Here is a 22,543-nt window from a genome sequence, read left to right as displayed (position 1 = left end):
CTGTCCCTCATGGAACAGCTTCGTTATCGCCTAATGAGCTTCGGCTAAATCGCGCCGGCCTCTCGAAAGTTGCACGCCTGCACGCAACGATTCCCACGCAGACGATATACAGGCCCCGATTTTGCAGCCAGCGCTAACCGGGACAACTCACGCCAAACTGACTTCAAGGGCGCCTCTTGGCAACGGATTGTGCGCTTGCCCCGCGCGCTTTTCCCTGTGTCTGTCACTTCCAAGTCACGGTTCAAGTCGCGGTCGAATTCTGTCGTCATGCGAACGGCTTACAGCCACTCTCGCATCGCCCTGCGAACCTCCGTTCGCATGAGGCTCAGTGCGTCTCCTCGCCGCTTTTCCCGCCATGTCCGGGAACCCCGGCCTCGTCGAGTTTGCGGTAGAGGGTGGAGCGGCCGATTTTGAGGCGGCGGGCCACTTCGGACATCTGGCCGCGATAATGCGAGATCGCAAAGCGGATGATCTCGTTCTCCATGTCGTCGAGCGGACGGACGTCGCCGGTCGGGGTCAGCATGGCCAGAGTTCCCGCGGCGGGGAGCGGAGCGATTGGTATTTCATTACCCGATACCACCGAAGGGGTGGCCGTCGGCTCGAGCATCAGCGGCGCGGTCGGAATCTCGTTGATGGGTTGCGGCTGCGAGGCGAGCAGGGGGAAATCATTGAGGCCGAGCTGGTCGCCGTCGCTCATCACCACCGCACGATAGACCGCGTTTTCGAGCTGGCGGATGTTGCCGGGCCAGTCGAGCTGGGCGAGATGGGCCATGGCCTCGCCGCTGATGCCGGTGATCTGGCGGTTCTCCTCGGCGGCAAAGCGCGCCAGGAAATGCCGCAGCAGATGCGGGATGTCCTCGCGTCGGGCTCGCAGCGAGGGGATGGTCAGCGGCAGCACGTGCAGACGATAGAACAGGTCCTCCCGGAAGTGTCCCTGCTTCACCCGCTCCAGCAGCTTGCGGTTCGTCGCCGAGACGATGCGGACGTCGACCTTGACCGGCTTGCGGCCACCGACGGCTTCCACGGCGCCTTCCTGGAGCGCGCGCAGCAGCTTGACCTGCGCGGTCAGCGGCAGCTCGCTGACCTCGTCCAGAAACAGCGTGCCGCCATGGGCCTCGACGAACTTGCCCATGTGCCGCTCGGTGGCGCCGGTGAAGGCACCCTTTTCATGGCCGAACAGAATGGACTCGACGAGGTTGTCGGGGATCGCGCCGCAATTGACCGCGACGAAGGGCTTGGTCTTGCGCTCGCCGCTGCCATGGATGGCGCGCGCGAACATCTCCTTGCCGACGCCTGAATCGCCTTCGATCAGCACGGGAATGGCGGAGTTCGCGGCCTTCTGCGCGGCGCGCATGACCGGCGCCATGGCCTCGGCGCGGGTGATGATATCGGAGAAGGTCAGCCGCCCCTCGCGGCTGTGCCGGATGCGCTGCAATTCGCCCTTGAGCGCGGAGGCGTTGAGAGCGTTGCGAAGCGAGACCTGGAGCCGCTCCACGCCGACCGGCTTGACCACGAAATCGGCCGCGCCTGCGCGCATCGCCGAGATCACGTTGTCAATGCCGCCATGGGCGGTCTGCACGATAACGGGAACGCTGAGGCCTGCTTCGCGGATTTTCGCCAGCACGCCCATACCGTCGAGGCCAGGCATGACGAGATCGAGGATCACGGCGTCGATGGCTGGCGCGTCCGGGGCGGTGAGCGCGGCGATCGCGGCATCGCCGGAGTCCACGACGACCGTCTCATAGCCGCATTTCTGCACCATGTTCTCGACCAGCCGGCGGGCTACGGCGTCGTCGTCGGCGATCAAAATACTGGCAGCCATGGTGCTCCCCGCACGCTACTACTATCTGTCTCGAATCGGGTCACTCTGGCCGAAGCCGATTAACGCACTCTTAAACCTTGATGCCCCCGCCCGCCGCCGCGATTGTTGAACACAGGTTTCCCACACAATGAATTCGCGCTCCAAGAACGCCCTAAAAAAGTCCGCTCTTAAAAAGCCCGCTCTCCGCAAGCCTGCCGCCAAGACATCGGCCGTCAAGACATCGGCCGTCAAGAAATCTGCAGCCAAGGCAAAGTCCTCCAAGACGTCACTCGCAAAGCCTGCGAGCAAGACCGGCAAGCTTCCCGAGTGGAACCTCGCCGATCTCTATTCCGGGATCGATGCGCCGGAAGTGGCACGCGATCTCGAAAAGATGGATGCCGACTGCGTCGCGTTCGAGACCGACTACAAGGGCAAGCTCGCGACAGGGACAGCAAACGAAGATGGCGGAAAATGGCTCGCGGAGGCCGTGCGACGCTATGAGGCGATCGACGATCTCGCCGGCCGCCTTGGCTCCTATGCCGGCCTCGTCCATGCCGGTGACAGCGTGGACCCTGCGATTTCAAAGTTTTACGGCGATGTCTCCGAGCGGCTGACGGCAGCGTCCACGCATCTTCTGTTCTTTGCGCTCGAGCTCAACCGTGTCGATGACGATATTTTGAACCGCGCGATGCAGGCCCCTGAGCTCGCGCACTACCGCCCATGGATCGAGGATCTCCGCAAGGAGAAGCCGTACCAGCTCGACGACAAGCTCGAGCAGCTGTTCCTGGAGAAGGCGCAGACCGGCTATTCCGCCTTCAACCGGCTGTTCGACCAGACCATCTCCGGATTGCGCTTCAAGGTCGGGGCCAAGGAGCTGGCGATCGAGCCGACACTCAACTTCCTGCAGGACCGCGACGGCTCGAAGCGCAAGAGCGCGGCGGAAGCGCTGGCAAAGACCTTCAAGGCCAATGAGCGCACCTTTGCGCTGATCACCAACACGCTTGCCAAGGACAAGGACATCTCCGATCGCTGGCGCGGGTTTCAGGACGTCGCGGATTCCCGCCACCTCAACAACCGCGTCGAGCGCGAGGTCGTCGATGCGCTGGTCGCCTCCGTCCGTGCAGCCTATCCGAAATTGTCGCATCGCTATTATGCGCTGAAAGCAAAATGGTTCGGCAAGAAGCGGCTGGCCTATTGGGACCGCAACGCGCCGCTGCCCTTTGCCGCGACTGACGTCATCGGCTGGCCCGATGCGCGCAACATGGTGCTGACGGCCTATCGTGGCTTCTCGCCCAAAATGGCTGATATCGCCGAGCGCTTCTTCACCGATCGCTGGATCGACGCGCCGGTGCGGCCGGGCAAGGCGCCGGGTGCGTTCTCGCATCCGACCACGCCCTCCGCGCACCCTTATGTGCTCATGAACTACCAGGGCAAGCCGCGCGACGTGATGACGCTCGCGCACGAGCTCGGCCACGGCGTGCATCAGGTGCTGGCTGCGAAGAACGGCGCGTTGATGGCGCCGACGCCGCTGACGCTGGCGGAGACCGCCAGCGTGTTCGGCGAGATGCTGACCTTCCGGCGGCTGCTCGCGCAGACCAAGAGCGCCAAGCAGCGCCAGGCGCTGCTCGCCGGCAAGGTCGAGGACATGATCAACACCGTGGTGCGGCAGATCGCGTTCTACTCCTTCGAGCGCGCGGTCCACACCGAGCGCAAGAACGGCGAGCTCACCGCGACGCGGCTCGGCGAGATCTGGCTGTCGGTGCAAGGCGAAAGCCTCGGGCCGGCGATCGAGATCAAGGCGGGCTACGAGAACTACTGGATGTACATCCCGCACTTCATCCATTCGCCGTTCTACGTCTACGCCTATGCCTTCGGCGATTGTCTCGTGAACTCGCTCTATGCCGTGTACGAGAACGCGGCCGAGGGCTTTGCCGAGCGCTATCTCGACATGCTCGCCGCCGGCGGCACCAAGCATTATTCCGAGTTGCTGCGTCCGTTCGGGCTCGATGCCAAGGACCCGAAGTTCTGGGACGGCGGCCTGAGTGTCATCGCCGGCATGATCGACGAGCTCGAGGCGATGGGCTGAGCCGCGTAGACCACGCGCGTCAGATGCTTGCGTTGGGGCCGCGGCCGAGGCTGTTCTGCCCGGCCGCGGGTTCGTTCACGTCGACGAAGCCGAGCATCGCGCCAAGCCGATCGGTCGCGGGCTTGTCGAAGCCGACCGGGCCATCGAAGCTCGCCGGATTGCGGAAGGTGCCGAACAGCATGTCCCAGATCGGCAGGTCGCCATAGTTGAAGGCGTGCACGTCACGCTGGTGATGGATGCAGTGCGCCTCCGGCCGCTGGATGATGAAGCCGAGCCATTGCGGGGTACGCACGTTCATGTGCTGGAAGTAACCGTAGAAGGCGGCGATGTAGCCGGTCGCAGCCGCCGCGACCGGATCGAGCCCGAGGACCAGCGTCGTCACCACCGACGCGATCGCAAAGAACGCGATCGTCTCCAGTGGATGAAAGAGCGCCGCGCCCGACATGTCCATGCGTTGCGGGCTGTGATGGATCTGATGGAACAGCCGCCACATCACGGGAAATCTGTGCGCGCTGCGGTGCCAGCCGTAATTGACGAGTGACAGCACGGCATAGCCGAGCACCGCGCCGCCGGCGACGCCGAGGCCGGTGAGATCCATCAGCCTGTGCCGCTCCAGCCAGGCTTCCGGGATCAGCAACGGGGTCAACGCCGCCAGCAGACCTTGCACCGTCAGGAAGCAGAATCCCCTGAGCCGCCAATAGGGAATGTCGGGAAACTGCCGCGCCGGGATCAGGCGCTCGATGGCGAGCATCGCAAGATAGGTCACGGGCACCAGCAGGCCAAACAGGTCAATCGCTGACATCGTTTCGCTCCACCCTTACGGTGTAAGTTGATTCCACAATATCGCCTTGCGGTGTAAGGTTGCAAGCGGTTTCGATTCGGATGTCATGACCAGAAGAGCCAGAGTCGGCCGGAAAGCCTCAACTGCCCCACGGAAGCGGGCGGCGGCGCGTGAAGGAGGCAGGGGGCTGTCGCGCGAGCGGATCGCTGCCGCCGCGATGGCGCTGGTCGATCGCGATGGACTGGCCAAGCTCTCGACGCGCCGGCTCGGCGAGGCGCTCGGCTGCGAGGCGATGAGCATCTATCATCACTTTCCGAGCAAGGCGCATCTGATGGATGCGCTGATCGACCTGATGCTCGCGGAGGCGCACGTGGTGAGGGAGCCGCAATGGGACTGGCGCGAGCGCCTGCGCCGGGCCGCCCACGGCTTCCGCGCCATGGCGCTCAAGCACCCGGCGTTCTTCCCGTTCTTCGCGGTGCACCGGCTCAACACACCCGCCGGGGTCGCCTATATCGACGGCATCATCGGCATCCTGCGCGAGGCCGGCTTTTCCGATCGCGAGGCCGCGATCTATTTTCGAGAGCTCGGCTATTATCTGACGGGTGCCGCGCTGGATGAGACGGCGGGCTATGCTCGCGGTCCCTCATCGGCGGAACCGGTCTCGAATGAAGCGATCGCCGCAAGCTTCAAGCATCTCGCGGCGGCCGCGCCGTATTTTCAGCCGGCGCATTTTGACGCGACCTTCGAGACGGGCCTTGAGATCCTGCTCGCCGGCGTTGAACGTTCAAGCCGGAGGCGAGACTAACCCTATAGATATTTGATCCATTTCTTCAACTCTCGATTGCTGATCGCCCATTGCCGTCCGGGAGGTCATGATGCCCGATCAGGGACAAGTCCCGGGACCCGGAGCACGAAACGCCGCAGCCTTCGACGAGGAAACACCCTGGTGCGAGAAGCACCAGCAGATCGTTCGCGACGAGATCGAGGCGATCAACACCCGCCGCGAGCCGGCGCGGCGGATTGATCCCGACGGCGTAGATGCCTGCCAGATGCTCGACGTCGTCGGGCTCGCGCTATCCGGCGGCGGCATCCGCTCCTCGGCCATGTGCCTTGGCGTGCTCCAGGCCTTGAACCATCACGATCTGATCGGGCGGATCGACTATCTCTCCACCGTGTCGGGCGGCGGCTATATCGGCACCTCGCTCAGCTCGAGCATGACGGTGACGGGACGTTTCGTGTTCGGCCAGCGGCCGGCCGGCGCAACCGTGACCGCCAGCGAGATCAGCGATACGCCGTCGGTCGGCCACATCAGGAATTATTCCAACTATCTGATCCCGGCCGGCTTCCGCGACCTCCTGACAGGAATGGCGATCGTGGTGCGCGGCCTGATCGCCAATATAGGGCTGACGCTGCCGGTCGTGCTGCTGCTCGCTGCGGTCACCATCTGGTCGACCCCGCTGCGGAGCTGCCTGACGGTCGCGAACTTCTTCGGCGTCGATCTCGCCGACGGCGCGTTGCCGCAATGTGAGCTGCACCATTTCGGCTGGATCGCAGATAGCTTCGGCTTTGCGCCGATCGGCACGATCTTCGCGCTGGGGCTGCTTGCCTGCGCGGGAATTGCCTATCACTTCTTTCGCGCCGAGCGCGGCATGGGTCCGACGATCTTTCTCACCTATGCCGCGGCCATCGCGTTCCTGCTCGGCATCGCCTGCGACTTCGCCCGCATCCTGCAGATCAAGCATTTCGCGCTGACGCTCGCGACTGGGATCATCGGGATTGCCCTGTTCTTCGTCTGGGCGCTCAAGCAATCATTGGCGAGCCCCGAAAAGCGCCAGGAGTTCCGTTCGCATTGGCCGACCGCGGGCGCGACCTTCCTGGTGCTGCTTGCGGTGATCGCCTTCTTCGAGTTCCAGCCCTTCATGCTGTCGCAGATGTTCGATGTCGTCGACAGCGACGCGATCGGCGGACCGGTCGGCGGTGTCGCCGTCACCTGGATCAAGGCACTCGCCGCGATCGCCGCGCCGATCGGCGTGTTCGTCACGGCCTTCAGGCAGCAATTCGCCGAATTCCTCAAGGGCAACAGCGTCTCCTCGCAATGGGGCTCGCTGGTGCTTGCGATCCTCGCCAAGGTCGCGCTGTGGATCGCGGGCCTCGCGCTGCCGCTGATCATCTGGGTCGCCTATCTCTATTTGTCCTATTGGGGCATCGCCAACGACCCGATCGAGAAATGCCAGGCGCCTTTTGTCGCCGTCGGGCAGAGGAGTTGTCTTGCCGCGAGCAAGTCGACCGTGGCGGTGTCAGGCAATCTGGCGGGCAAGATCGCGTTCGACGCGGGCGCGGGCACCTTTTCGGCCGAGATCTCGCCGCAGCCTGCGGCACCGACGGCGACGATGGAGTGGCTGACGCCGGTCTCGCACGTGCCGGTCTGGCTCAGATTCGCGGCGAGCAACGTCGCGCGACAATTCTATTGGATGGATGCAGGCTCCGGCTATTCGCATAGCCTGCCCCTAGTGATCCTGTATGCGCTCGTCGGCATGCTGCTGTTTGCGATGTCCTGGTCGCTGGCGCCCAACGCGAATTCGCTGCACCGCCTGTATCGCGATCGGCTGAGCAAGGCGTTTCTGTTCGATCCCGGCCGTTCGGCGGACGGCAACATCGCGCGCGCCGAGGCAAGCCTCGACCAGGGCCGCGATTTCAAGCCGCTCGACCGGATGAAGCTGAGCGAGCTCTATGCGGTGGCCGATGACGGCGCCGCGACGGGTGGCCAGCCTGCTGCGCCGAAGCTGGGGGCGCCCTATCATCTCATCAACACGGCGCTGAACATCCAGGGCTCCGACTTCGCCAACCGGCGCGGCCGCAACGCGGACTTCTTCGTCTTCTCGCCGCTCTATGTCGGCAGCGAGGCGACGCGCTACGCCAGGACCCCGGCGGTCGAGCGTTTGGAGCAGAGCCTCGACCTCGCCACCGCCATGGCGATCTCGGGGGCGGCGGCATCGTCGAACATGGGCTCGAACTCGATCAAGGCGCTGACGCCGACGCTCGCGCTCCTCAACGTGCGGCTGGGCTACTGGCTGAACAATCCGCGTTACGTCGAGGCCACGGCCCGGCCGCAGCGCCGCTCCACGCCGCTGTTCCTGTGGTCGGAAATCTCGGGCCGTCTCTACGAGAACAGCGACGGCGTCTATCTTACCGACGGCGGCCACATCGAGAATCTCGGCGTCTACGAGCTGCTGCGCCGGCGCTGTAAGGTGATCATCGCGGTCGACGCCGAAGCCGACGCGCCGATGAATTTTGCCTCGCTGATGAAGCTCCAGCGTTATGCCCGCATCGATCTCGGCGTCCGTATCGATTTGCCCTGGACGCCGATTCGCGACCGCACGCGCGCCATCATGGCGGGGAATGCCGACAGCAAGTCCGCGCAGACCGCCGCCGCCCCGGACGAGGCGGCGAGGGATCACGTCCACGTCGCGATCGGCGTCATCGACTATGGCGGCGACGACAGGGGTTATCTCGTCTACATCAAGTCCTCGCTCTCCAGCGACGAGAACGACTACATCCGCGACTATGCGCGGCGGAACGCCACGTTTCCCCACGAGACCACCGGCGACCAGTTCTTCTCGGAGGAGCAGTTCGAGGTCTATCGCGCGCTGGGGTTTCACATGACCCATGGCTTCCTGGCCGGTGACCACTCCGTTGCGGTCGGGCCCGGCACGGCGCCGCGCATGGGCCGGTTCACCGAGGCCGGGGAGAGCGCTGTCGACAAGGTGCGCGAGGCGCTCGGCTTGCCGGCGCTGCCGCGACAGACCGCGAGCCCTCAGGCCTGAGCAGTGCGATAGCCCGATTCGCGACCATTGGAATTCCAAATGGCCTGATTTGCAGGAAAACCGCGCCCGCCTGCCGTTGCCCTGCCCGAAACTTTGCGGTATCCCAGCCTAAGAATTGAACTTTCGACTGGGGACATTCCATGGCTGATCATAGCGAAGTGGCGTACAGCACCGCCGACGGCAACGACTACGTTGCCCACGAGCAGACCTACGAGGGCTTCATCAAGCTGGTGAAGTACGGCACGGCCTCGGTCGCGCTCATCGTGATCCTGATGGCGATCTTCCTGACCTGACCTGTTCAGCAGCTGCACACGCCAGCGGCAGCAGCTGCCCAGAATATTTGCATCCAAGCCGGTGCTAAAACCGGTAACGAACGCCGCGGGAGTAACGCTCAAGTTTGCGCGCGCGCTGTCCCGCGCCGCCGGAGGACCTATGAAGATCGCCGTTGCCAAGGAAATCGATCCGTCGGAGCCGCGTGTCGCCGCTTCGCCTGATACGGTGAAGAAGTTCAAGGCGCTGGGCGCCGAGATCGCCGTCGAGCCGGGCGCCGGCCTCAAATCGGGCCTGCCGGATTCCGAATTTACCGCTGCGGGTGCCGCCGTCAGTGCAGACGCGCTGAAGGATGCCGACATCATCATCAAGGTGAAGCGTCCCGAGGCGTCGGAGCTGTCGCAGTACAAGCGCGGCGCGCTCGTCATCGCCATCATGGATCCCTACGGCAACGAGGCCGCGCTGAAGACGATGGCCGATGCGGGCGTCTCCGCCTTCGCAATGGAGCTGATGCCGCGCATCACCCGCGCGCAGGTGATGGACGTGCTGTCCTCGCAGGCGAACCTCGCCGGCTATCGCGCCGTGATCGAGGGCGCCGAGGCGTTCGGTCGCGCCTTCCCGATGATGATGACGGCGGCCGGCACCGTGCCCGCGGCAAAAGTGTTCGTGATGGGCGTCGGCGTCGCCGGCCTCCAGGCGATCGCGACCGCGCGCCGTCTCGGCGCCGTCGTGACCGCGACCGACGTGCGTCCCGCCACCAAGGAGCAGGTCGAATCGCTCGGTGCTAAATTCCTCGCCGTGGAGGACGAGGAATTCAAGAACGCGCAGACCGCCGGCGGCTACGCCAAGGAAATGTCCAAGGAGTACCAGGCCAAGCAGGCCGCGCTGACCGCCGAGCACATCAAGAAGCAGGACATCGTCATCACCACGGCCCTGATTCCGGGCCGGCCCGCGCCGAAGCTCGTCTCCGGCGAGATGGTCAAGTCGATGAAGCCGGGTTCGGTGCTGGTCGATCTTGCCGTCGAGCGCGGCGGCAACGTCGAGGGCGCCAAGGCCGGCGAGGTCGTCGACCTCGATGGCATCAAGATCGTCGGCTACACCAATGTCGCCGGCCGCGTTGCGGCCTCGGCGTCCAGCCTCTACGCGCGCAACCTGTTCTCCTTCATCGAGACCATGGTCGACAAGAAGGAGAAGAAGCTCGCCGTCAACTGGGACGACGAGCTGGTCAAGGCCACTGCGCTCACGAAAGACGGCGCCGTCATCCACCCGAACTTCCAGCCGAAGGTTTAAGGAGACCCGCCATGGAGCATGCTGCACAGGTCGTCGACCCCTTCATCTTCCGGCTGTCGATCTTCGTCCTCGCCGTCTTCGTCGGCTATTTCGTGGTGTGGTCGGTGACCCCCGCGCTGCACACGCCGCTGATGAGCGTGACCAACGCGATCTCCTCGGTGATCGTGGTCGGCGCGCTGCTCGCGGTCGGCGTCGGCATGGTTTCGAGCGGCTCGGGCTGGGCGCGCGGCTTCGGCTTCGTCGCGCTCATCTTCGCCTGCGTGAACATCTTTGGCGGCTTCCTTGTCACCCAGCGCATGCTGGCGATGTACAAGAAGAAGTCGAAGTAAGCGGCCACCTCGGGCTGAAGGGATAATGGGGACCTGAGATGAGCGCTAACCTCTCTGCATTTTTGTATCTCGTGGCGGGAGTGCTGTTCATCCTGTCGCTGCGCGGGCTGTCGAGCCCGGCTTCGTCGCGCCAGGGCAATCTGTTCGGCATGATCGGCATGGCGATCGCGGTCGCCACGACGCTGGCAAGCCATCCGCCGGCTGACGGGGTGGCGTGGGTGCTGGTCATCCTCGCGGTCGCGATCGGCGGCGGCATCGGTGCGGTGATCGCCCGCCGCGTGCCGATGACCTCGATGCCGGAACTGGTCGCCGCCTTCCACTCGCTGGTCGGCATGGCCGCGGTGCTGGTCGCCGCCGGCGCGTTCTACGCGCCCGAGGCCTTCGACATCGGCACCCCCGGCAACATCCATCCGCAGAGCCTGGTCGAGATGTCGCTCGGCGTCGCCATCGGCGCGCTGACCTTCACCGGCTCGGTGATCGCGTTCCTGAAACTGTCCGCGCGGATGAGCGGTGCGCCGATCATCCTGCCCGCACGCCACATCATCAACATCGCGCTCGCCGCGGCGCTGGTGTTCTTCATCGTCCGTCTCGTCCTCACCGGCGGCGCGTTCGATTTCTGGATGATCACCATCCTGGCGCTCGCGCTCGGCGTGCTCATGATCATCCCGATCGGCGGCGCCGACATGCCGGTCGTGATCTCGATGCTGAACTCCTACTCCGGCTGGGCCGCGGCCGGCATCGGCTTCACGCTCGGCAATTCCGCGCTGATCATCACCGGCGCGCTGGTCGGCTCGTCGGGTGCGATCCTGTCCTACATCATGTGCCACGCGATGAACCGGTCCTTCATCTCGGTCATCCTCGGCGGCTTCGGCGGCGAGACCGCTGCGGCCGGCGGCGGTACGGGCGAGCAGAAGCCCGCCAAGCTCGGCTCGGCGGACGACGCCGCCTTCATCATGAAGAACGCCTCCAAGGTCATCATCGTGCCCGGCTACGGCATGGCGGTGGCGCAGGCCCAGCACGCGCTGCGCGAGATGGCGGACATGCTGAAGAAGGAAGGCGTCGAGGTGAAGTACGCCATTCACCCGGTCGCAGGCCGCATGCCCGGCCACATGAACGTGCTGCTCGCCGAAGCCAACGTGCCTTATGACGAGGTGTTCGAGCTCGAGGATATCAACTCCGAATTCGCGCAGGCCGACATCGCCTTCGTGATCGGAGCCAACGACGTCACCAACCCCGCGGCCGAGGAGGACAAGACCTCGCCGATCTACGGCATGCCCGTGCTCCAGGTCTGGAAGGCCGGCACCGTGATGTTCATCAAGCGCTCGCTGGCCTCGGGTTACGCCGGCATCGACAATCCGCTGTTCTACCGCGACAACACCATGATGCTGCTCGGCGACGCCAAGAAGGTCACCGAGAACATCGTCAAGGCGATGTAGCGCAACGAGAAATCGACCGTGGCCATCAACAGGGAATGGCACCGGTCTCATCGCATGCCACCCAAGGCGACACGCGAGCAGCGCGTCGCATGGCACGCCGCCCACAAGGCGGCGTGCGGCTGTCGCGACGTACCCGCGAACCTCCGGCCGGACGTCATGAAATTGCTGCGGAGCCATCGCAAGCCCTGAGCTTGCACCTGAGGCCGACCGCGCAATGATCACCATCGCCAAATGGACCGTCATCCTGCTCGTGACCGTCTATTGTGCCGGTCTGGTCGTGCTCTATGTGCGCCAGCGCGAGATGCTGTTTCCGATTCCGCCCGTCGGCCGCACCGCGCCGGATGCCGCAGGACTTCCCGAGGCGGAAGAGCAAGTTCTGAGCAGCTCCGATGGCGAGAAGGTGATCGTCTGGCACGTGCCGGCGAGGCCGGGGCGCCCCGTGATCCTCTACTTTCCCGGCAATGGCGATTTTCTCGCCGGACGTGTCAGCCGCCTCAAGGCGATCACGGCCGACGGCACCGGCCTCGTTGCACTGTCCTATCGCGGCTATGCCGGCTCCAGCGGCGCGCCGAGCGAACAGGGCCTGTTGCGCGACGCCGCGGCCGCCTACGCCTTCACCACCGCCCGCTATGCGGCGGAACGGATCGTCGCCTGGGGCTTTTCGCTCGGGACGGGTGTGGCGGTTGCCGTCGCCTCGGAGCATCGCGTCGGCAAGCTGATCCTGGAGGCGCCCTATCAATCGACGGCCGACGTTGCGGCTGCATCGTTCTGGTTCGTTCCGGTCCGATTTCTGATGCGCGATCCGTTTCATTCGGACCAGCGCATCGAGCGCGTCACTGTGCCGCTCCTCGTGATGCATGGTACCGATGACCTTGCCATTCCGATCGTGTTCGGAGAGCGTCTGTTCGCGCTCGCCCATGATCCCAAGCGGTTCGTTCGCATGGCGGGCGGCGGGCACGACGATCTCGATCAATATGGCGCGATCGAAACAGCGAGAGATTTCATTGGCGGTTGACAGTTTGTTCGCACGTTACGGTTCCGCGCTCGCGGTCTCCTGCCTGGTGCTGCTGCCGCAGACCGCGTTCGCCGCGACCGGGCTCGACGGCGCGGCGATGCGCTGGCCCTACGCGTTGCCCTTCACTGGTCTGTTACTGTCGATCGCCCTCGGACCTTTGCTGTTTGCGAAATTCTGGCATCATCACTACGGCAAGATCGCCGCAGGCTGGTCGCTGCTGGCCCTTGCCTCGCTCGTCGTCTTTGCCGGCGGCATGGCGACGCTGGCGGCGCTCGTCCATGCCATGCTCGCCGAATATCTCGGCTTCATCGTGCTGCTGTTCTCGCTCTATGTCGTGGCCGGCGGCATTCTCATTACCGGCGACATCAAGGCTACGCCCGCGACCAATGCCGGCATCCTCGCCCTCGGCACGTTCGGGGCGAGCCTCGTCGGCACCACGGGTGCCGCGATGATCCTGATCCGTCCCTTGATCCGCGCCAACCGGCCGCGGCGCCACAACGCCCATGTCGTCGTCTTCTTCATCATCCTGGTCGCCAATGTCGGCGGCGCGCTGACCCCGCTCGGCGATCCTCCCTTGTTCGTCGGTTTCCTGCATGGTGTCGATTTCTTCTGGACCACGCGGACCATCTGGCTGCAGACCGCCATGGTTGCCGGACTGCTGCTCGCCATCTTCGTCGCGGTCGACATCTGGCGCTTTCGCAGCGAGCCGCCGCCGCCCGAAGCCGGACCCTTGGAACCGGTACGGATCCGCGGCCTCGTCAACCTGGTGCTGATCGCGGCCATCGTCGCGAGCCTGCTGGCGTCGGCGATGTGGAAGCCCGGCATTGCGTTCGACATTCTCGGCACCAGGCTGGAACTGGAGGACATCGTCCGCAATGTGGTGCTGCTGGCAATTGCGGCGCTGTCGGTCTGGCTGACGCCGGACGAGCACAGGCAGGCCAACGGATTCACCTGGGAACCGATCCGCGAGGTCGCAAAGCTGTTTGCGGGCATCTTCGTCGCCATCATCCCGGTCATCGCCATGCTCAATGCCGGCCATCAGGGCGCCTTCGCCTGGCTGTTGTCGGCCGTGACGGGGCCGGACGGAGCGCCGCGCGAGGTCGTCTATTTCTGGTTCACCGGCCTGATGTCGGCATTCCTCGACAATGCGCCGACTTATCTCTTGTTCTTCCAGCTCGCCGGCGGCGACCCGCAGACGCTGATGCACGAGATGTCGGGCACGCTCGCCTCCATCTCCATGGGCGCAGTCTACATGGGGGCGCTCACCTATATCGGTAATGCGCCGAACTTCATGGTGAGCAGCATTGCCAGCGAGAACGGCATCGAGATGCCGAGCTTCTTCGGCTATCTCCTGCGCGCCGGTGTCGTGCTGATCCCGCTGTTCCTGCTGCTGACATTCCTGCCGGTCGCCCCGATCCTGCGCTGGCATTGAATCTGCCGGCCGATTTGCTACTGCTCATTCAAGCAAATGGAAGCGGTGAATGAGCGCGCATAATCCGATGCCCCGGTCGGCCTGGCTCTTTCCGGGGCTGGCGGTGCTGCTGTTCGCGGCCGTCAGCGCGACGGACTACGCGTTCACGCTGTCGCTGAGCGGGCTCGTCTTCGCGACGGTGCTGCTCGTCGTCCTGTTCGGCACGGTGTTCGCTGCGGTTCATCATGCCGAAGTGATCGCCGAACGGGTCGGCGAACCCTATGGCACGCTGGTGCTCACGCTCTCGGTGACGATCATCGAGGTGGCGCTGATCACCACGATCATGCTGGGCGACAAGCCGGCCCCGGAACTGGCGCGCGACACCGTGTTCGCCGTGGTCATGATCGTCTGCAACGGCCTCGTCGGGCTCTGTATCTTCATCGGCGGCCTGCGCTATCGCGAGCAGGGTTTTCAGCTTTCCGGCGCCAACGTCTATCTCAGCGTCCTGTTCGCGCTCGCGACCATCACGCTGGTCATGCCGAATTACACCACCACGACGCCGGGGCCGGTCTATTCGGCGGTTCAGCTCGGTTTCGTCGACGTGGTCACGCTCGCGCTCTACGGGGTGTTCCTCTACACCCAGACCGTGCTGCACAAGGATTACTTCGTGCACGAGCGGGGAGACGGCGGCGCCGGCGAGGCGCATTTGTCGGGCCGGATGCTCGTGCTCAGCGTCGTGCTGCTGCTGGTTGCGCTGCTGGCGGTCGTGCTGCTCGCCAAGAAATTCTCCCTGGTGGTCGATGCCGTCGCGGTCAAGATCGGTGCGCCGCCGGCCTTTACCGGCCTCCTGGTCGCACTCCTGATCCTGATGCCGGAAGGCGTCGCGGCGGTCTCGGCGGCCCGCAAGAACGACCTCCAGAAGAGCATCAACCTGGCGCTCGGCTCGTCGCTTGCCACCATCGGCTTGACCATCCCGGCCGTCGGCACCGCCACCTATGCGCTCGACAAGGAGCTCGAGCTCGGCCTCAATGCCCAGGGCAGCGTGCTTTTGCTCCTGACCTTCTTCCTGAGCATGCTGACCTTCGGCACGGGCAGAACAAACGTCCTGTTCGGGCTGGTCCATATGGTGGTATTTGCCGTCTACGTGTTCATGGTTTTCGTGCCCTGACCCCATTTGCGCTTCACGCGGCCCTTTCGGGCCGGGTCGCGCCCCAGGAGAAGTTTCCGATGCTTGCCGCCAGATCCGAGGTCCAGGTCGACAATGAGCAGGTCCGGGTGACCGAATGGCGGCTCGGTCCGGGTAGCGCCACCGGCCACCACACCCACGGCATGGACTACGTGATTGTTCCCGTCGTCGCCGGCGAAATGACCATCGTTGCGGCCAACGGCGAGCGGTCCAAGGCGCAGCTTTCGGCCGGCAAATCTTACTTCCGCAAGGCCGGCGTCCAACACGACGTACTTAACGAAACCTCAACCGAGATCGTGTTCCTTGAGATCGAGCTGAAGCCGTAAATCCGCGGTTACCTTTGCCATCGATCCGTCGCAGTTGATCCCTTACAATGCCCCAAAGTTCCCGCATCTGATCGCGCGGGGAGTGGCCGAGAAATGCTGAAATACCTCGCTAAAATCTCGATGGATATTTTCCCCTCGGTGCTCGCGACGATCATCGGGGCCTACATCGTTAACCACTATATCAACGCCAAGCCGGCGCCGGACACCCCCGCGGCCGTCGTTGCGCCTGCCGAGGCCGGCAAGGACGCCAAGCCGACGGACACCGCCAACCTTCCCGCGCCCGGCGTCAAGGCCAAGGGCATCTCGGAGAAGAGCGTCTCCGACAAGGGTGTGACGGACAAGGCCGCTGCCGACAAGCCCGAGGCCAAGGCTGCGGACGCAACGCCCGCCGAGAACGCCTCGCATGGCCGCTCTCCGGCGCGCGAGAAGGCCGCGGCGAAGTCGACCCCGGCGGCCACCGCTCCGGTGGTGGAGGCCAATTCCGCGCCGGCCGGGACGTCCCCGGCTGTGACCCCTGACGCCAACGATTTGGCACGTGCCGCCATCGAGCGTCTTCGCAAGTCGCCTGAAGGCAAAGCTGCTGAGAAGGCTGCGGAGGCCAAGGCTGCGGAGGCCAAGGCTGCGGAGGCCAAGGCTGCCGAGGCCAAGGCTGCCGAGGCCAAGGCTGCCGAGGCCAAAGCTGCCGAGATCAAGTCGGCCGAGCGGACCCCAGACCCCGCAGTGCGCGAAGCCACCCGCGTCCCCGAGGCTCCGCGCGTCATCTCGACGGAGCCCGCGGCGATCCGCCCGCTGCCGCCGCCGATCACGGTGTCCACGCCTTCGCCCGAGAGCTATGGCAATGGTGGTTCGTCGCCGTCCTACACGGCCTCGGTCGCCAACGACGACCCGAATCGAATCACCCCCCCGGCTGACATTCCCCTGCCGGTGATCGCGCCGCCGCTCGACCTGCGTGCCGACGCCGGCGCCTCCATGCCGCGGCCGAAGAAGACCAATGTTGCCGACGACGTGCTGTCGGGCATGAAGTCGATGTTCCACTCGGTTCTGCCGAAGGGCGCCACCCCCGATTGAGCCGGCGCCTGCGCTGGCCCGGACCGTCAGCCGCCGACGCGGGCGAGACCGCTGCGCGCGGCATCGTCGCGGGGACGCAGCGAGACGGCCCTGGTGTAGGACGCCGCAGCCTTGGCCTTGTCTCCCAGCCGCTCATAGGCCTGTCCACGCGTGGTCCAGACCTGCGCGTTGTGCGGATCGGCCTCGGAGGCCTCATCCAGATCGGCTGCCGCTTCCTTGACCTTGCCGAGCGCGAGATAGCTGGTCGCGCGGCCAAGCAGCGGCTCGACCTTCTGGGGTGTGAGCCCGTTTGCGGTGCTGAAATCGGCGATCGCGAAGTCGTGCTGGTTCTTGCTCTGATAGATCAGCGCCCGGCCATAGAGTGCCTGGGCATTGTAGGGGTCGAGCCCGACGGCACGATTGAACTCGTCGAGCGCGGCGGCGGTCTCGCCTGATTTTGCCAGGGACTGGGCCTTTGCGGTGTGGGCCTGAGCTTCGGTGACGTTGGCGGCACTCACCGCGCTCTCAACGGGCGCAGCTTCCTTGAGGGATTCCTTGGGGGCTTCCTGCGGCTTGTCCTTCTCCGGCGTCAGCGATCCCAGATCGAACGAGCAGCCGCACAGCGCCATCCCCATCAAAGCCAGCGCGAACGGCTGTTGCCAGATCCGGCGTCGCCGCGCCAAGCCGCGCTTGGAAAAAGGGGAGGCCATCTACGGTTCGCTCGCGCTGGTGCCGCATCGGCGGTGCCCCCGTCCCAGAAAGGCACCGCTCACAAACAATAACGCGGGCCAGGGGCCCGCGTCATCGGAAACTGAAATGCTGCAAGATTAGGAAGATCAGCGCGGTCCGCGCGGACCAGCACCGGGGCCGCTGCGACCGCCGCGATCACCACCGGGGCCTGCGCCGAACACCGGCTTCGGCTTCATCGGCAGCAAGCCTTCGCGCTGCAGCTTCTTGCGGGCCAGCTTGCGTGCGCGGCGCACGGCTTCGGCCTTTTCGCGGGCCTTCTTCTCGGAGGGCTTTTCGTAGTGACCGCGGAGCTTCATCTCGCGGAAAATTCCCTCGCGCTGCATCTTCTTCTTCAGCGCCTTGAGGGCTTGATCGACATTGTTATCGCGAACGAGAACCTGCACGCGGCATCCTCTTCAGTGGATCGGATTTGAATTCTGGTAAGACGAAGGGGATGGCGAAACGCGCAAGCCCTTAACCTTGAGGGCGCGGATGTATCAGACAAAACCAGGGATGTCCACCGGCCAAGCGGAGATTCGGGCCAAGTTCAGCCATTAAATGGGGCAAAATACCTCCGCGCGGCCCTGATTTGGGAGATTTGACGCCAAGGGTGGGGCCGTTTCCGGAGCCTTGCTCCGGAAACCTTGAAAGTAGGGGACGGCACATGGATATCAAGAAATACGCCGCTGAAGCCATCGGCACCTTTTGGCTCACATTCGCAGGCTGCGGCAGCGCGGTGATCGCCGCCGGCTTTCCCCAGGTCGGGATCGGCCTGGTCGGTGTTTCCCTCGCGTTCGGCCTCAGCGTGGTCACCATGGCCTATGCAATCGGCCATATCTCGGGCTGCCATCTCAATCCGGCCGTCACCGTCGGTCTTGCCGCCGGCGGCCGTTTTCCCGCCGGGCAGATCCTGCCCTATGTGATCGCCCAGGTGGCCGGTGCGATCGTCGCCGCGTGGCTCCTCTACGTCATCGCGAGCGGGGCTCCCGGATTCGACGTCAGCAAGGGCTTCGCATCCAACGGATATGATGCGCATTCGCCCGGCCAGTACAGCATGATCGTGTGCTTCCTGACCGAAGTGGTGATGACCATGATGTTTCTGTTCATCATCATGGGCGCCACGCATGGCCGCGCGCCCGCGGGCTTCGCGCCGCTCGCGATCGGACTTGCGCTGGTGATGATCCATCTCGTCAGCATCCCCGTCACCAACACGTCGGTGAACCCGGCGCGCAGCACGGGCCCCGCGCTGTTCGTCGGCGGCTGGGCGACGGCGCAGCTCTGGCTGTTCTGGGTTGCACCGCTGATCGGCGGCGCGCTGGGCGGGGTGATCTATCGCTGGCTCAGCGAGGAGCCTGCCGGCGTCGTCGCAGGCGTGAAGACGGCCTGATTGCAAAGTGGGGATCGCAGCTTCTGCTGCGGTCCCCGGTTGCTCGGATTCAGTTGCCCTTGGGCGGCCTGACTTCGGTGACATGGCCCATCTTGCGGCCCGGGCGCGGCGCGCCCTTGCCGTAGATGTGCACGGTCGCGCCCGGCACGCTCAGCCACTTCTCGTAATCGTTGATCTCGTCGCCGATCAGATTGGTCATGGTGACGACCTCGCCGTGGCGGACGGGCTTGCCGAGCGGCCAGCCGGCGATGGCGCGGATGTGCTGCTCGAACTGCGAGACGGACGCGCCGTCGAGCGTCCAGTGCCCGGAATTGTGCACGCGCGGGGCGATCTCGTTGACCAGCACCTTGGGCCCTGTGCCGCTTGCGAGCACGAACATCTCGACGGCGAGCACGCCGACATAGTCGAGTGCGCTTGCGATCTTGCCGGCGATGTTGCGCGCCTCCTCGGCGAGCGCATCCGGGATCGGGGCGGGCGCGCGGGATATTTTCAGGATGTGGTCGCGGTGCTCGTTCTCGGTGACGTCGAAGCACTCAACCTGGCCCGTGGCCGAGCGCGCGGCAATCACGGAGATCTCGCGCTCGTAGGGGATGAAGGCTTCCAGGATCGCCGATTTGGTGGCGAGGCTGGTCCACACCTTGGCGATGTCGTCGCCCTCGCGGATGATGGCCTGGCCCTTGCCGTCATAGCCGAAGCGGCGGGTCTTCAGCACGGCCGGCAGCCCGATCCTGACGATTGCCTCGCGCAATGAAGCCACCGAAGTGACGTCGGCATAGGCCGCGGTGCCGATGCCGAGGCGGGTGACGAAATCCTTCTCGGCGAGGCGATCCTGAGTGGTCTCGAGGATCTTGCGATTGGGCAGCACCGGGCGGCGGGCGTCCAGCACCATCGCGGCGGCCGAGGGCACGTTCTCGAATTCGTAGGTGATGACGTCGACGTCGCCCGCGAACAGTTCGAGCGCTTCGACATCGGCATATTCGGCGCAGGTCGCGTTCAAGACGACGTCGAAGGCCGGCGAGTCCGGATCGGGCGAGAAGATCTGGCAGCGCAGGCCGAGCCGCGCCGCGGCCATCGCCAGCATCCGCCCCAATTGTCCGCCGCCGAGGATTCCGATGGTGTCGCCGGGCTTCAGCTTCACCTGCTTTGCATCGCTCACGCCTTGTCCTCCGGACGCTCGGCAACGGCCTCGGACTGCGCTTTGCGCCAGGCGGCGAGGCGATCGGACAAGGCCGGATCGGACAATGCCAGGACGGACGCCGCCAGCAGCGCGGCGTTGGTCGCGCCGGCCTTGCCGATGGCGAGGGTGCCGACCGGGATGCCGGCGGGCATCTGGACGATCGAATAGAGCGAATCGAGGCCCTTGAGCGTCCTGGATTCGACGGGAACGCCGAACACCGGGAGTTCGGTCAGCGCCGCCGCCATGCCGGGCAGATGTGCAGCGCCGCCAGCGCCGGCGATGATGACCTTGTAGCCCGCGGCCTTGGCGCCCTTGGCGAAAGCATACAAGCGGTCGGGGGTGCGGTGGGCCGAAACGATGCGGGTGTCGGCGGCAACGCCGAGCGCGGCGAGGGTGTCGGCGGCATGCCGCATCGTGTCCCAGTCCGACTGGCTTCCCATGATGATGGCGATCGGCGCGGTCATGACGTTAATTGTGCCCGAAAAACAGAAAGATAGGCCAGATTAACGGTTCCGGCCGGCGGCTCGCAAGGCGGTGGCAAGGAGAAGGGAATCCACTATCCTGTCTTGGTGAATCCCCGCAAGCCTTCATTGAGCAGGATGCCCATGAAGAAACCAAAAAGGGCGAGCGCTGCGAAGGCCAAAAAGGGCCGGAAAACCAGTGCCGGCCGATCCAAAGCCGTCTCCGGGCGGCTGACCAGGCCTGCGGCGAAGCCGCTGCGGCGGCGCGCATCTCGCGACGCTGGGGCCAGCGAGGCCAGGGCGACGATCCGTGACTTGCGGGCCAAGCTCAGGGAGGCGCAGCGCCGGGTCGCGGAACTGGAAGCTGCGGCCGACACCGATTTCCTGCTGGAGATTCCCAACCGGCGCGGCTTCGAGCGTGAGCTCGCGCGCGCCATCGCCTACATGAAGCGCTACCGCGCCAGCGGGGCGCTGATCGTGCTCGACGTCGACCGGTTGAAGCCGATCAATGATTCATTCGGTCATGGCGCCGGCGACGAGGTGCTGAAAGCGATTGCCGCCACGCTGACGCGGCAGGTTCGTGCCTCCGACGTGGTCGGGCGTCTGGGCGGTGACGAGTTCGCGCTGCTGCTGTGGAATCTCAGCGGGACCGACGCCAAGGCGAAGGCTGCCATCTTCGAGCAGGCGATCGACGAATTGTCTTTCACCTTTCGCGGCCAGCATGTGACTGCGGGCGCCTCTGCCGGTGTCGCGCTTCTTGGAGCGCAATCCGACGCGGGCCGCGCGCTGGAGGAGGCGGATGCCGCCATGTACGTGCGCAAGGCGCACCGGCGGCACGAACCGCGCATCAGGCTGGTCAGCAACTGAGCTTACAGCGTGGCCAGATCGTCCGGCACGTTGCCGAACCTGCGCAGCAGAGTGGCGTCGCCGAACTCGCCGGTCATGGGATCGCCGCTGCGGCTGAACGCGACTGCGCCGATGTGGCCGGCGCCATGTGCCAGGATCTCGGCGCGCCGCAACGCGGCCGTCGAGCTCTGGCATTCTTCTGCGGCACCGGCGACAGGCGAGCCGTCGGCATCGATCAAGAAAGGCATTGCAACGTAGTAGGTCACGTCCGACATGGCGTTGCTCCGGGTATGAAGATCAGGCGGCGCTGCTCTTGCTCCGCATCTTGCTGCGCGGGATATCCGGAATGCAGCCGGCGGAAATCGCCGCCTGCAATTCCTCGAGTTCGGCTTCCAGATATTCGTTGGCCATGATCAGCGCCTTGATGGTGCTGCGCAGATTGCCGTCGCACATCGCGATGGCCTGGTCGCAAGCCTGTTCGTAGTGGCTGTTGTCGAGAAGGGCGGGCGTCGACATCTGCGTGTCCTCGGGCGGTTTCCTGGGGTGATTGAATGTTCCTATTTTGTTCTTTTCGAGTCAAGCGGATTCGATGCAAGCAGTCGCTCGCCGCGAGCGGTCCTGTGGATCAGGCGATGATGTCGGGCGTGATCTGGTCTTCGATGAACGCAATGCGGTCGCGCAACAACAGCTTGCGCTTCTTCAACCGCTGCAGCCGCAACAGGTCGGGGGCGGGCGATTGATGCAGTGCATCGATCGCCGCATCGAGATCTCGGTGTTCCTGCTGCAACCGGGTGAGCTCGGCTTCGAGCTCACGCTCGTCTTCATTGGTCATGTCTGCGGTGGCCGAAAACCGATAGGCGTGAGACTCTGGGCTGTGGATGCCCTGTGGAAATTATCGTCCTTGCGCGGCGTGATCGCAAGCGATCTGCAGGCCCCGCTCGCCGATCTCCCGCAACATATTTCTGCGGATGGCCGAGGTGCCACGCAAGCGCGTTGATATCATGGATTTTTCCCGCGTGGTTCCTTTACTCACGCTTCGTTACATATGAAATTTCAAAAATGACGCTGCGACGACGGATACCCATCGACAGAACGAATCGGTGATGTAGACTTCCTTGTCCGGATCGAATCCTGAGGTTCA

The 22,543-nt window shown here is 64.7% G+C and carries 24 protein-coding genes; 14 read left to right on the top strand and 10 right to left on the bottom strand.

What is annotated here, in order from left to right; genetic code table 11:
- Nucleotides 1–325 precede the first annotated feature (325 nt).
- Nucleotides 326–1,822: a sigma-54 dependent transcriptional regulator gene (locus Q0743_RS11170; protein ID WP_298241578.1), complete on the bottom strand. Its 1,497-nt coding sequence runs from the start codon at nucleotides 1,820–1,822 to the stop codon at nucleotides 326–328.
- Nucleotides 1,823–1,949: 127 nt separating this feature from the next.
- Between Q0743_RS11170 and Q0743_RS11165 the strand changes: the two genes are divergently transcribed.
- Nucleotides 1,950–3,887, top strand: coding sequence for a M3 family oligoendopeptidase (locus tag Q0743_RS11165; protein WP_298241577.1), 1,938 nt, complete (start codon nucleotides 1,950–1,952; stop codon nucleotides 3,885–3,887).
- Between the two features lie 19 nt (nucleotides 3,888–3,906).
- Here Q0743_RS11165 and Q0743_RS11160 read toward each other — a convergent pair whose 3' ends face one another.
- On the bottom strand, nucleotides 3,907–4,689 hold the full coding sequence (locus tag Q0743_RS11160) for a sterol desaturase family protein (RefSeq protein ID WP_298241576.1): 783 nt from the start codon (nucleotides 4,687–4,689) through the stop codon (nucleotides 3,907–3,909).
- Between the two features lie 85 nt (nucleotides 4,690–4,774).
- Between Q0743_RS11160 and Q0743_RS11155 the strand changes: the two genes are divergently transcribed.
- The 11 genes from Q0743_RS11155 to Q0743_RS11105 all read left to right on the top strand — a co-directional run bounded on the left by Q0743_RS11155 (nucleotide 4,775) and on the right by Q0743_RS11105 (nucleotide 16,823).
- Nucleotides 4,775–5,473: a TetR/AcrR family transcriptional regulator C-terminal domain-containing protein gene (locus Q0743_RS11155; RefSeq protein ID WP_298241575.1), complete on the top strand. Its 699-nt coding sequence runs from the start codon at nucleotides 4,775–4,777 to the stop codon at nucleotides 5,471–5,473.
- A 70-nt stretch (nucleotides 5,474–5,543) separates the two neighbouring features.
- Nucleotides 5,544–8,492 carry a cell division protein gene (locus Q0743_RS11150; protein WP_298241574.1) on the top strand — a complete coding sequence of 983 codons (2,949 nt, stop codon included), beginning with the start codon at nucleotides 5,544–5,546 and terminating at the stop codon, nucleotides 8,490–8,492.
- A 140-nt stretch (nucleotides 8,493–8,632) separates the two neighbouring features.
- Nucleotides 8,633–8,785 (top strand): aa3-type cytochrome c oxidase subunit IV, encoded by a 153-nt coding sequence (locus tag Q0743_RS11145; RefSeq protein ID WP_018317799.1) that lies wholly within the window; start codon nucleotides 8,633–8,635, stop codon nucleotides 8,783–8,785.
- 139 nt (nucleotides 8,786–8,924) lie between these two features.
- Nucleotides 8,925–10,052, top strand: a complete 1,128-nt coding sequence (locus tag Q0743_RS11140) for a Re/Si-specific NAD(P)(+) transhydrogenase subunit alpha (RefSeq protein ID WP_298241573.1) — start codon at nucleotides 8,925–8,927, stop codon at nucleotides 10,050–10,052.
- 11 nt (nucleotides 10,053–10,063) lie between these two features.
- Entirely contained in the window at nucleotides 10,064–10,381 is a 318-nt protein-coding gene (locus tag Q0743_RS11135; protein WP_024337650.1) for a proton-translocating transhydrogenase family protein, read from the top strand.
- 38 nt (nucleotides 10,382–10,419) lie between these two features.
- Nucleotides 10,420–11,817: an NAD(P)(+) transhydrogenase (Re/Si-specific) subunit beta gene (locus Q0743_RS11130; protein ID WP_298241572.1), complete on the top strand. Its 1,398-nt coding sequence runs from the start codon at nucleotides 10,420–10,422 to the stop codon at nucleotides 11,815–11,817.
- 217 nt (nucleotides 11,818–12,034) lie between these two features.
- Nucleotides 12,035–12,832, top strand: coding sequence for an alpha/beta hydrolase (locus tag Q0743_RS11125; RefSeq protein WP_298241725.1), 798 nt, complete (start codon nucleotides 12,035–12,037; stop codon nucleotides 12,830–12,832).
- Nucleotides 12,822–14,264, top strand: a complete 1,443-nt coding sequence (locus tag Q0743_RS11120; protein ID WP_298241571.1) for a sodium:proton antiporter — start codon at nucleotides 12,822–12,824, stop codon at nucleotides 14,262–14,264. Before Q0743_RS11125 ends, Q0743_RS11120 begins: the two co-directional genes overlap by 11 nt.
- A 49-nt stretch (nucleotides 14,265–14,313) precedes the next feature.
- Nucleotides 14,314–15,411, top strand: a complete 1,098-nt coding sequence (locus tag Q0743_RS11115) for an ionic transporter y4hA (RefSeq protein WP_298241570.1) — start codon at nucleotides 14,314–14,316, stop codon at nucleotides 15,409–15,411.
- A 59-nt stretch (nucleotides 15,412–15,470) separates the two neighbouring features.
- Entirely contained in the window at nucleotides 15,471–15,755 is a 285-nt protein-coding gene (locus Q0743_RS11110) for a cupin domain-containing protein (protein WP_298241569.1), read from the top strand.
- 93 nt (nucleotides 15,756–15,848) lie between these two features.
- The gene (locus Q0743_RS11105) at nucleotides 15,849–16,823 is read left to right on the top strand and encodes a hypothetical protein (protein ID WP_298241568.1); all 975 of its coding nucleotides are present in this window, start codon (nucleotides 15,849–15,851) and stop codon (nucleotides 16,821–16,823) included.
- A gap of 26 nt (nucleotides 16,824–16,849) precedes the next feature.
- Here the strand turns inward: Q0743_RS11105 and Q0743_RS11100 are convergent, their stop codons facing one another.
- Together Q0743_RS11100 and rpsU are read right to left on the bottom strand one after the other, a co-directional pair.
- Nucleotides 16,850–17,512, bottom strand: coding sequence for a tetratricopeptide repeat protein (locus Q0743_RS11100; protein WP_298241567.1), 663 nt, complete (start codon nucleotides 17,510–17,512; stop codon nucleotides 16,850–16,852).
- A gap of 126 nt (nucleotides 17,513–17,638) precedes the next feature.
- The gene (rpsU, locus tag Q0743_RS11095; RefSeq protein WP_014492442.1) at nucleotides 17,639–17,935 is read right to left on the bottom strand and encodes a 30S ribosomal protein S21; all 297 of its coding nucleotides are present in this window, start codon (nucleotides 17,933–17,935) and stop codon (nucleotides 17,639–17,641) included.
- Between the two features lie 260 nt (nucleotides 17,936–18,195).
- On the opposite strand from rpsU, the gene aqpZ reads away from it, so the two are divergent.
- Nucleotides 18,196–18,918: an aquaporin Z gene (gene aqpZ / locus Q0743_RS11090; protein WP_298241566.1), complete on the top strand. Its 723-nt coding sequence runs from the start codon at nucleotides 18,196–18,198 to the stop codon at nucleotides 18,916–18,918.
- A 49-nt stretch (nucleotides 18,919–18,967) separates the two neighbouring features.
- On the opposite strand, the gene Q0743_RS11085 is transcribed toward aqpZ, so the two are convergent.
- The 3 genes from Q0743_RS11085 to Q0743_RS11075 form a co-directional block, all read right to left on the bottom strand.
- Entirely contained in the window at nucleotides 18,968–20,074 is a 1,107-nt protein-coding gene (locus Q0743_RS11085; RefSeq protein WP_298241565.1) for a 5-(carboxyamino)imidazole ribonucleotide synthase, read from the bottom strand.
- A complete protein-coding gene (gene purE / locus Q0743_RS11080) occupies nucleotides 20,071–20,559 on the bottom strand; it encodes a 5-(carboxyamino)imidazole ribonucleotide mutase (RefSeq protein WP_298241564.1) in 489 nt (162 codons plus the stop codon). Before purE ends, Q0743_RS11085 begins: the two co-directional genes overlap by 4 nt.
- Before the next feature lie 92 nt (nucleotides 20,560–20,651).
- Nucleotides 20,652–20,882, bottom strand: a complete 231-nt coding sequence (locus tag Q0743_RS11075) for a hypothetical protein (RefSeq protein WP_298241732.1) — start codon at nucleotides 20,880–20,882, stop codon at nucleotides 20,652–20,654.
- Here Q0743_RS11075 and Q0743_RS11070 point away from each other — a divergent pair.
- Nucleotides 20,788–21,423: a GGDEF domain-containing protein gene (locus tag Q0743_RS11070; RefSeq protein ID WP_298241724.1), complete on the top strand. Its 636-nt coding sequence runs from the start codon at nucleotides 20,788–20,790 to the stop codon at nucleotides 21,421–21,423. The genes Q0743_RS11075 and Q0743_RS11070 overlap by 95 nt on opposite strands.
- Before the next feature lie 2 nt (nucleotides 21,424–21,425).
- On the opposite strand, the gene Q0743_RS11065 is transcribed toward Q0743_RS11070, so the two are convergent.
- The 3 genes from Q0743_RS11065 to Q0743_RS11055 form a co-directional block, all read right to left on the bottom strand.
- The gene (locus Q0743_RS11065) at nucleotides 21,426–21,677 is read right to left on the bottom strand and encodes a hypothetical protein (protein ID WP_298241563.1); all 252 of its coding nucleotides are present in this window, start codon (nucleotides 21,675–21,677) and stop codon (nucleotides 21,426–21,428) included.
- A 22-nt stretch (nucleotides 21,678–21,699) separates the two neighbouring features.
- A complete protein-coding gene (locus tag Q0743_RS11060; RefSeq protein WP_298241562.1) occupies nucleotides 21,700–21,918 on the bottom strand; it encodes a hypothetical protein in 219 nt (72 codons plus the stop codon).
- Between the two features lie 109 nt (nucleotides 21,919–22,027).
- Entirely contained in the window at nucleotides 22,028–22,234 is a 207-nt protein-coding gene (locus tag Q0743_RS11055) for a DUF465 domain-containing protein (protein ID WP_008546179.1), read from the bottom strand.
- Nucleotides 22,235–22,543: the final 309 nt, after the last annotated feature.

The sequence above is a fragment of the uncultured Bradyrhizobium sp. genome (assembly GCF_936943645.1).
GTDB lineage: Bacteria > Pseudomonadota > Alphaproteobacteria > Rhizobiales > Xanthobacteraceae > Bradyrhizobium.
This window is presented reverse-complemented; position numbering and strand designations above follow the sequence as displayed.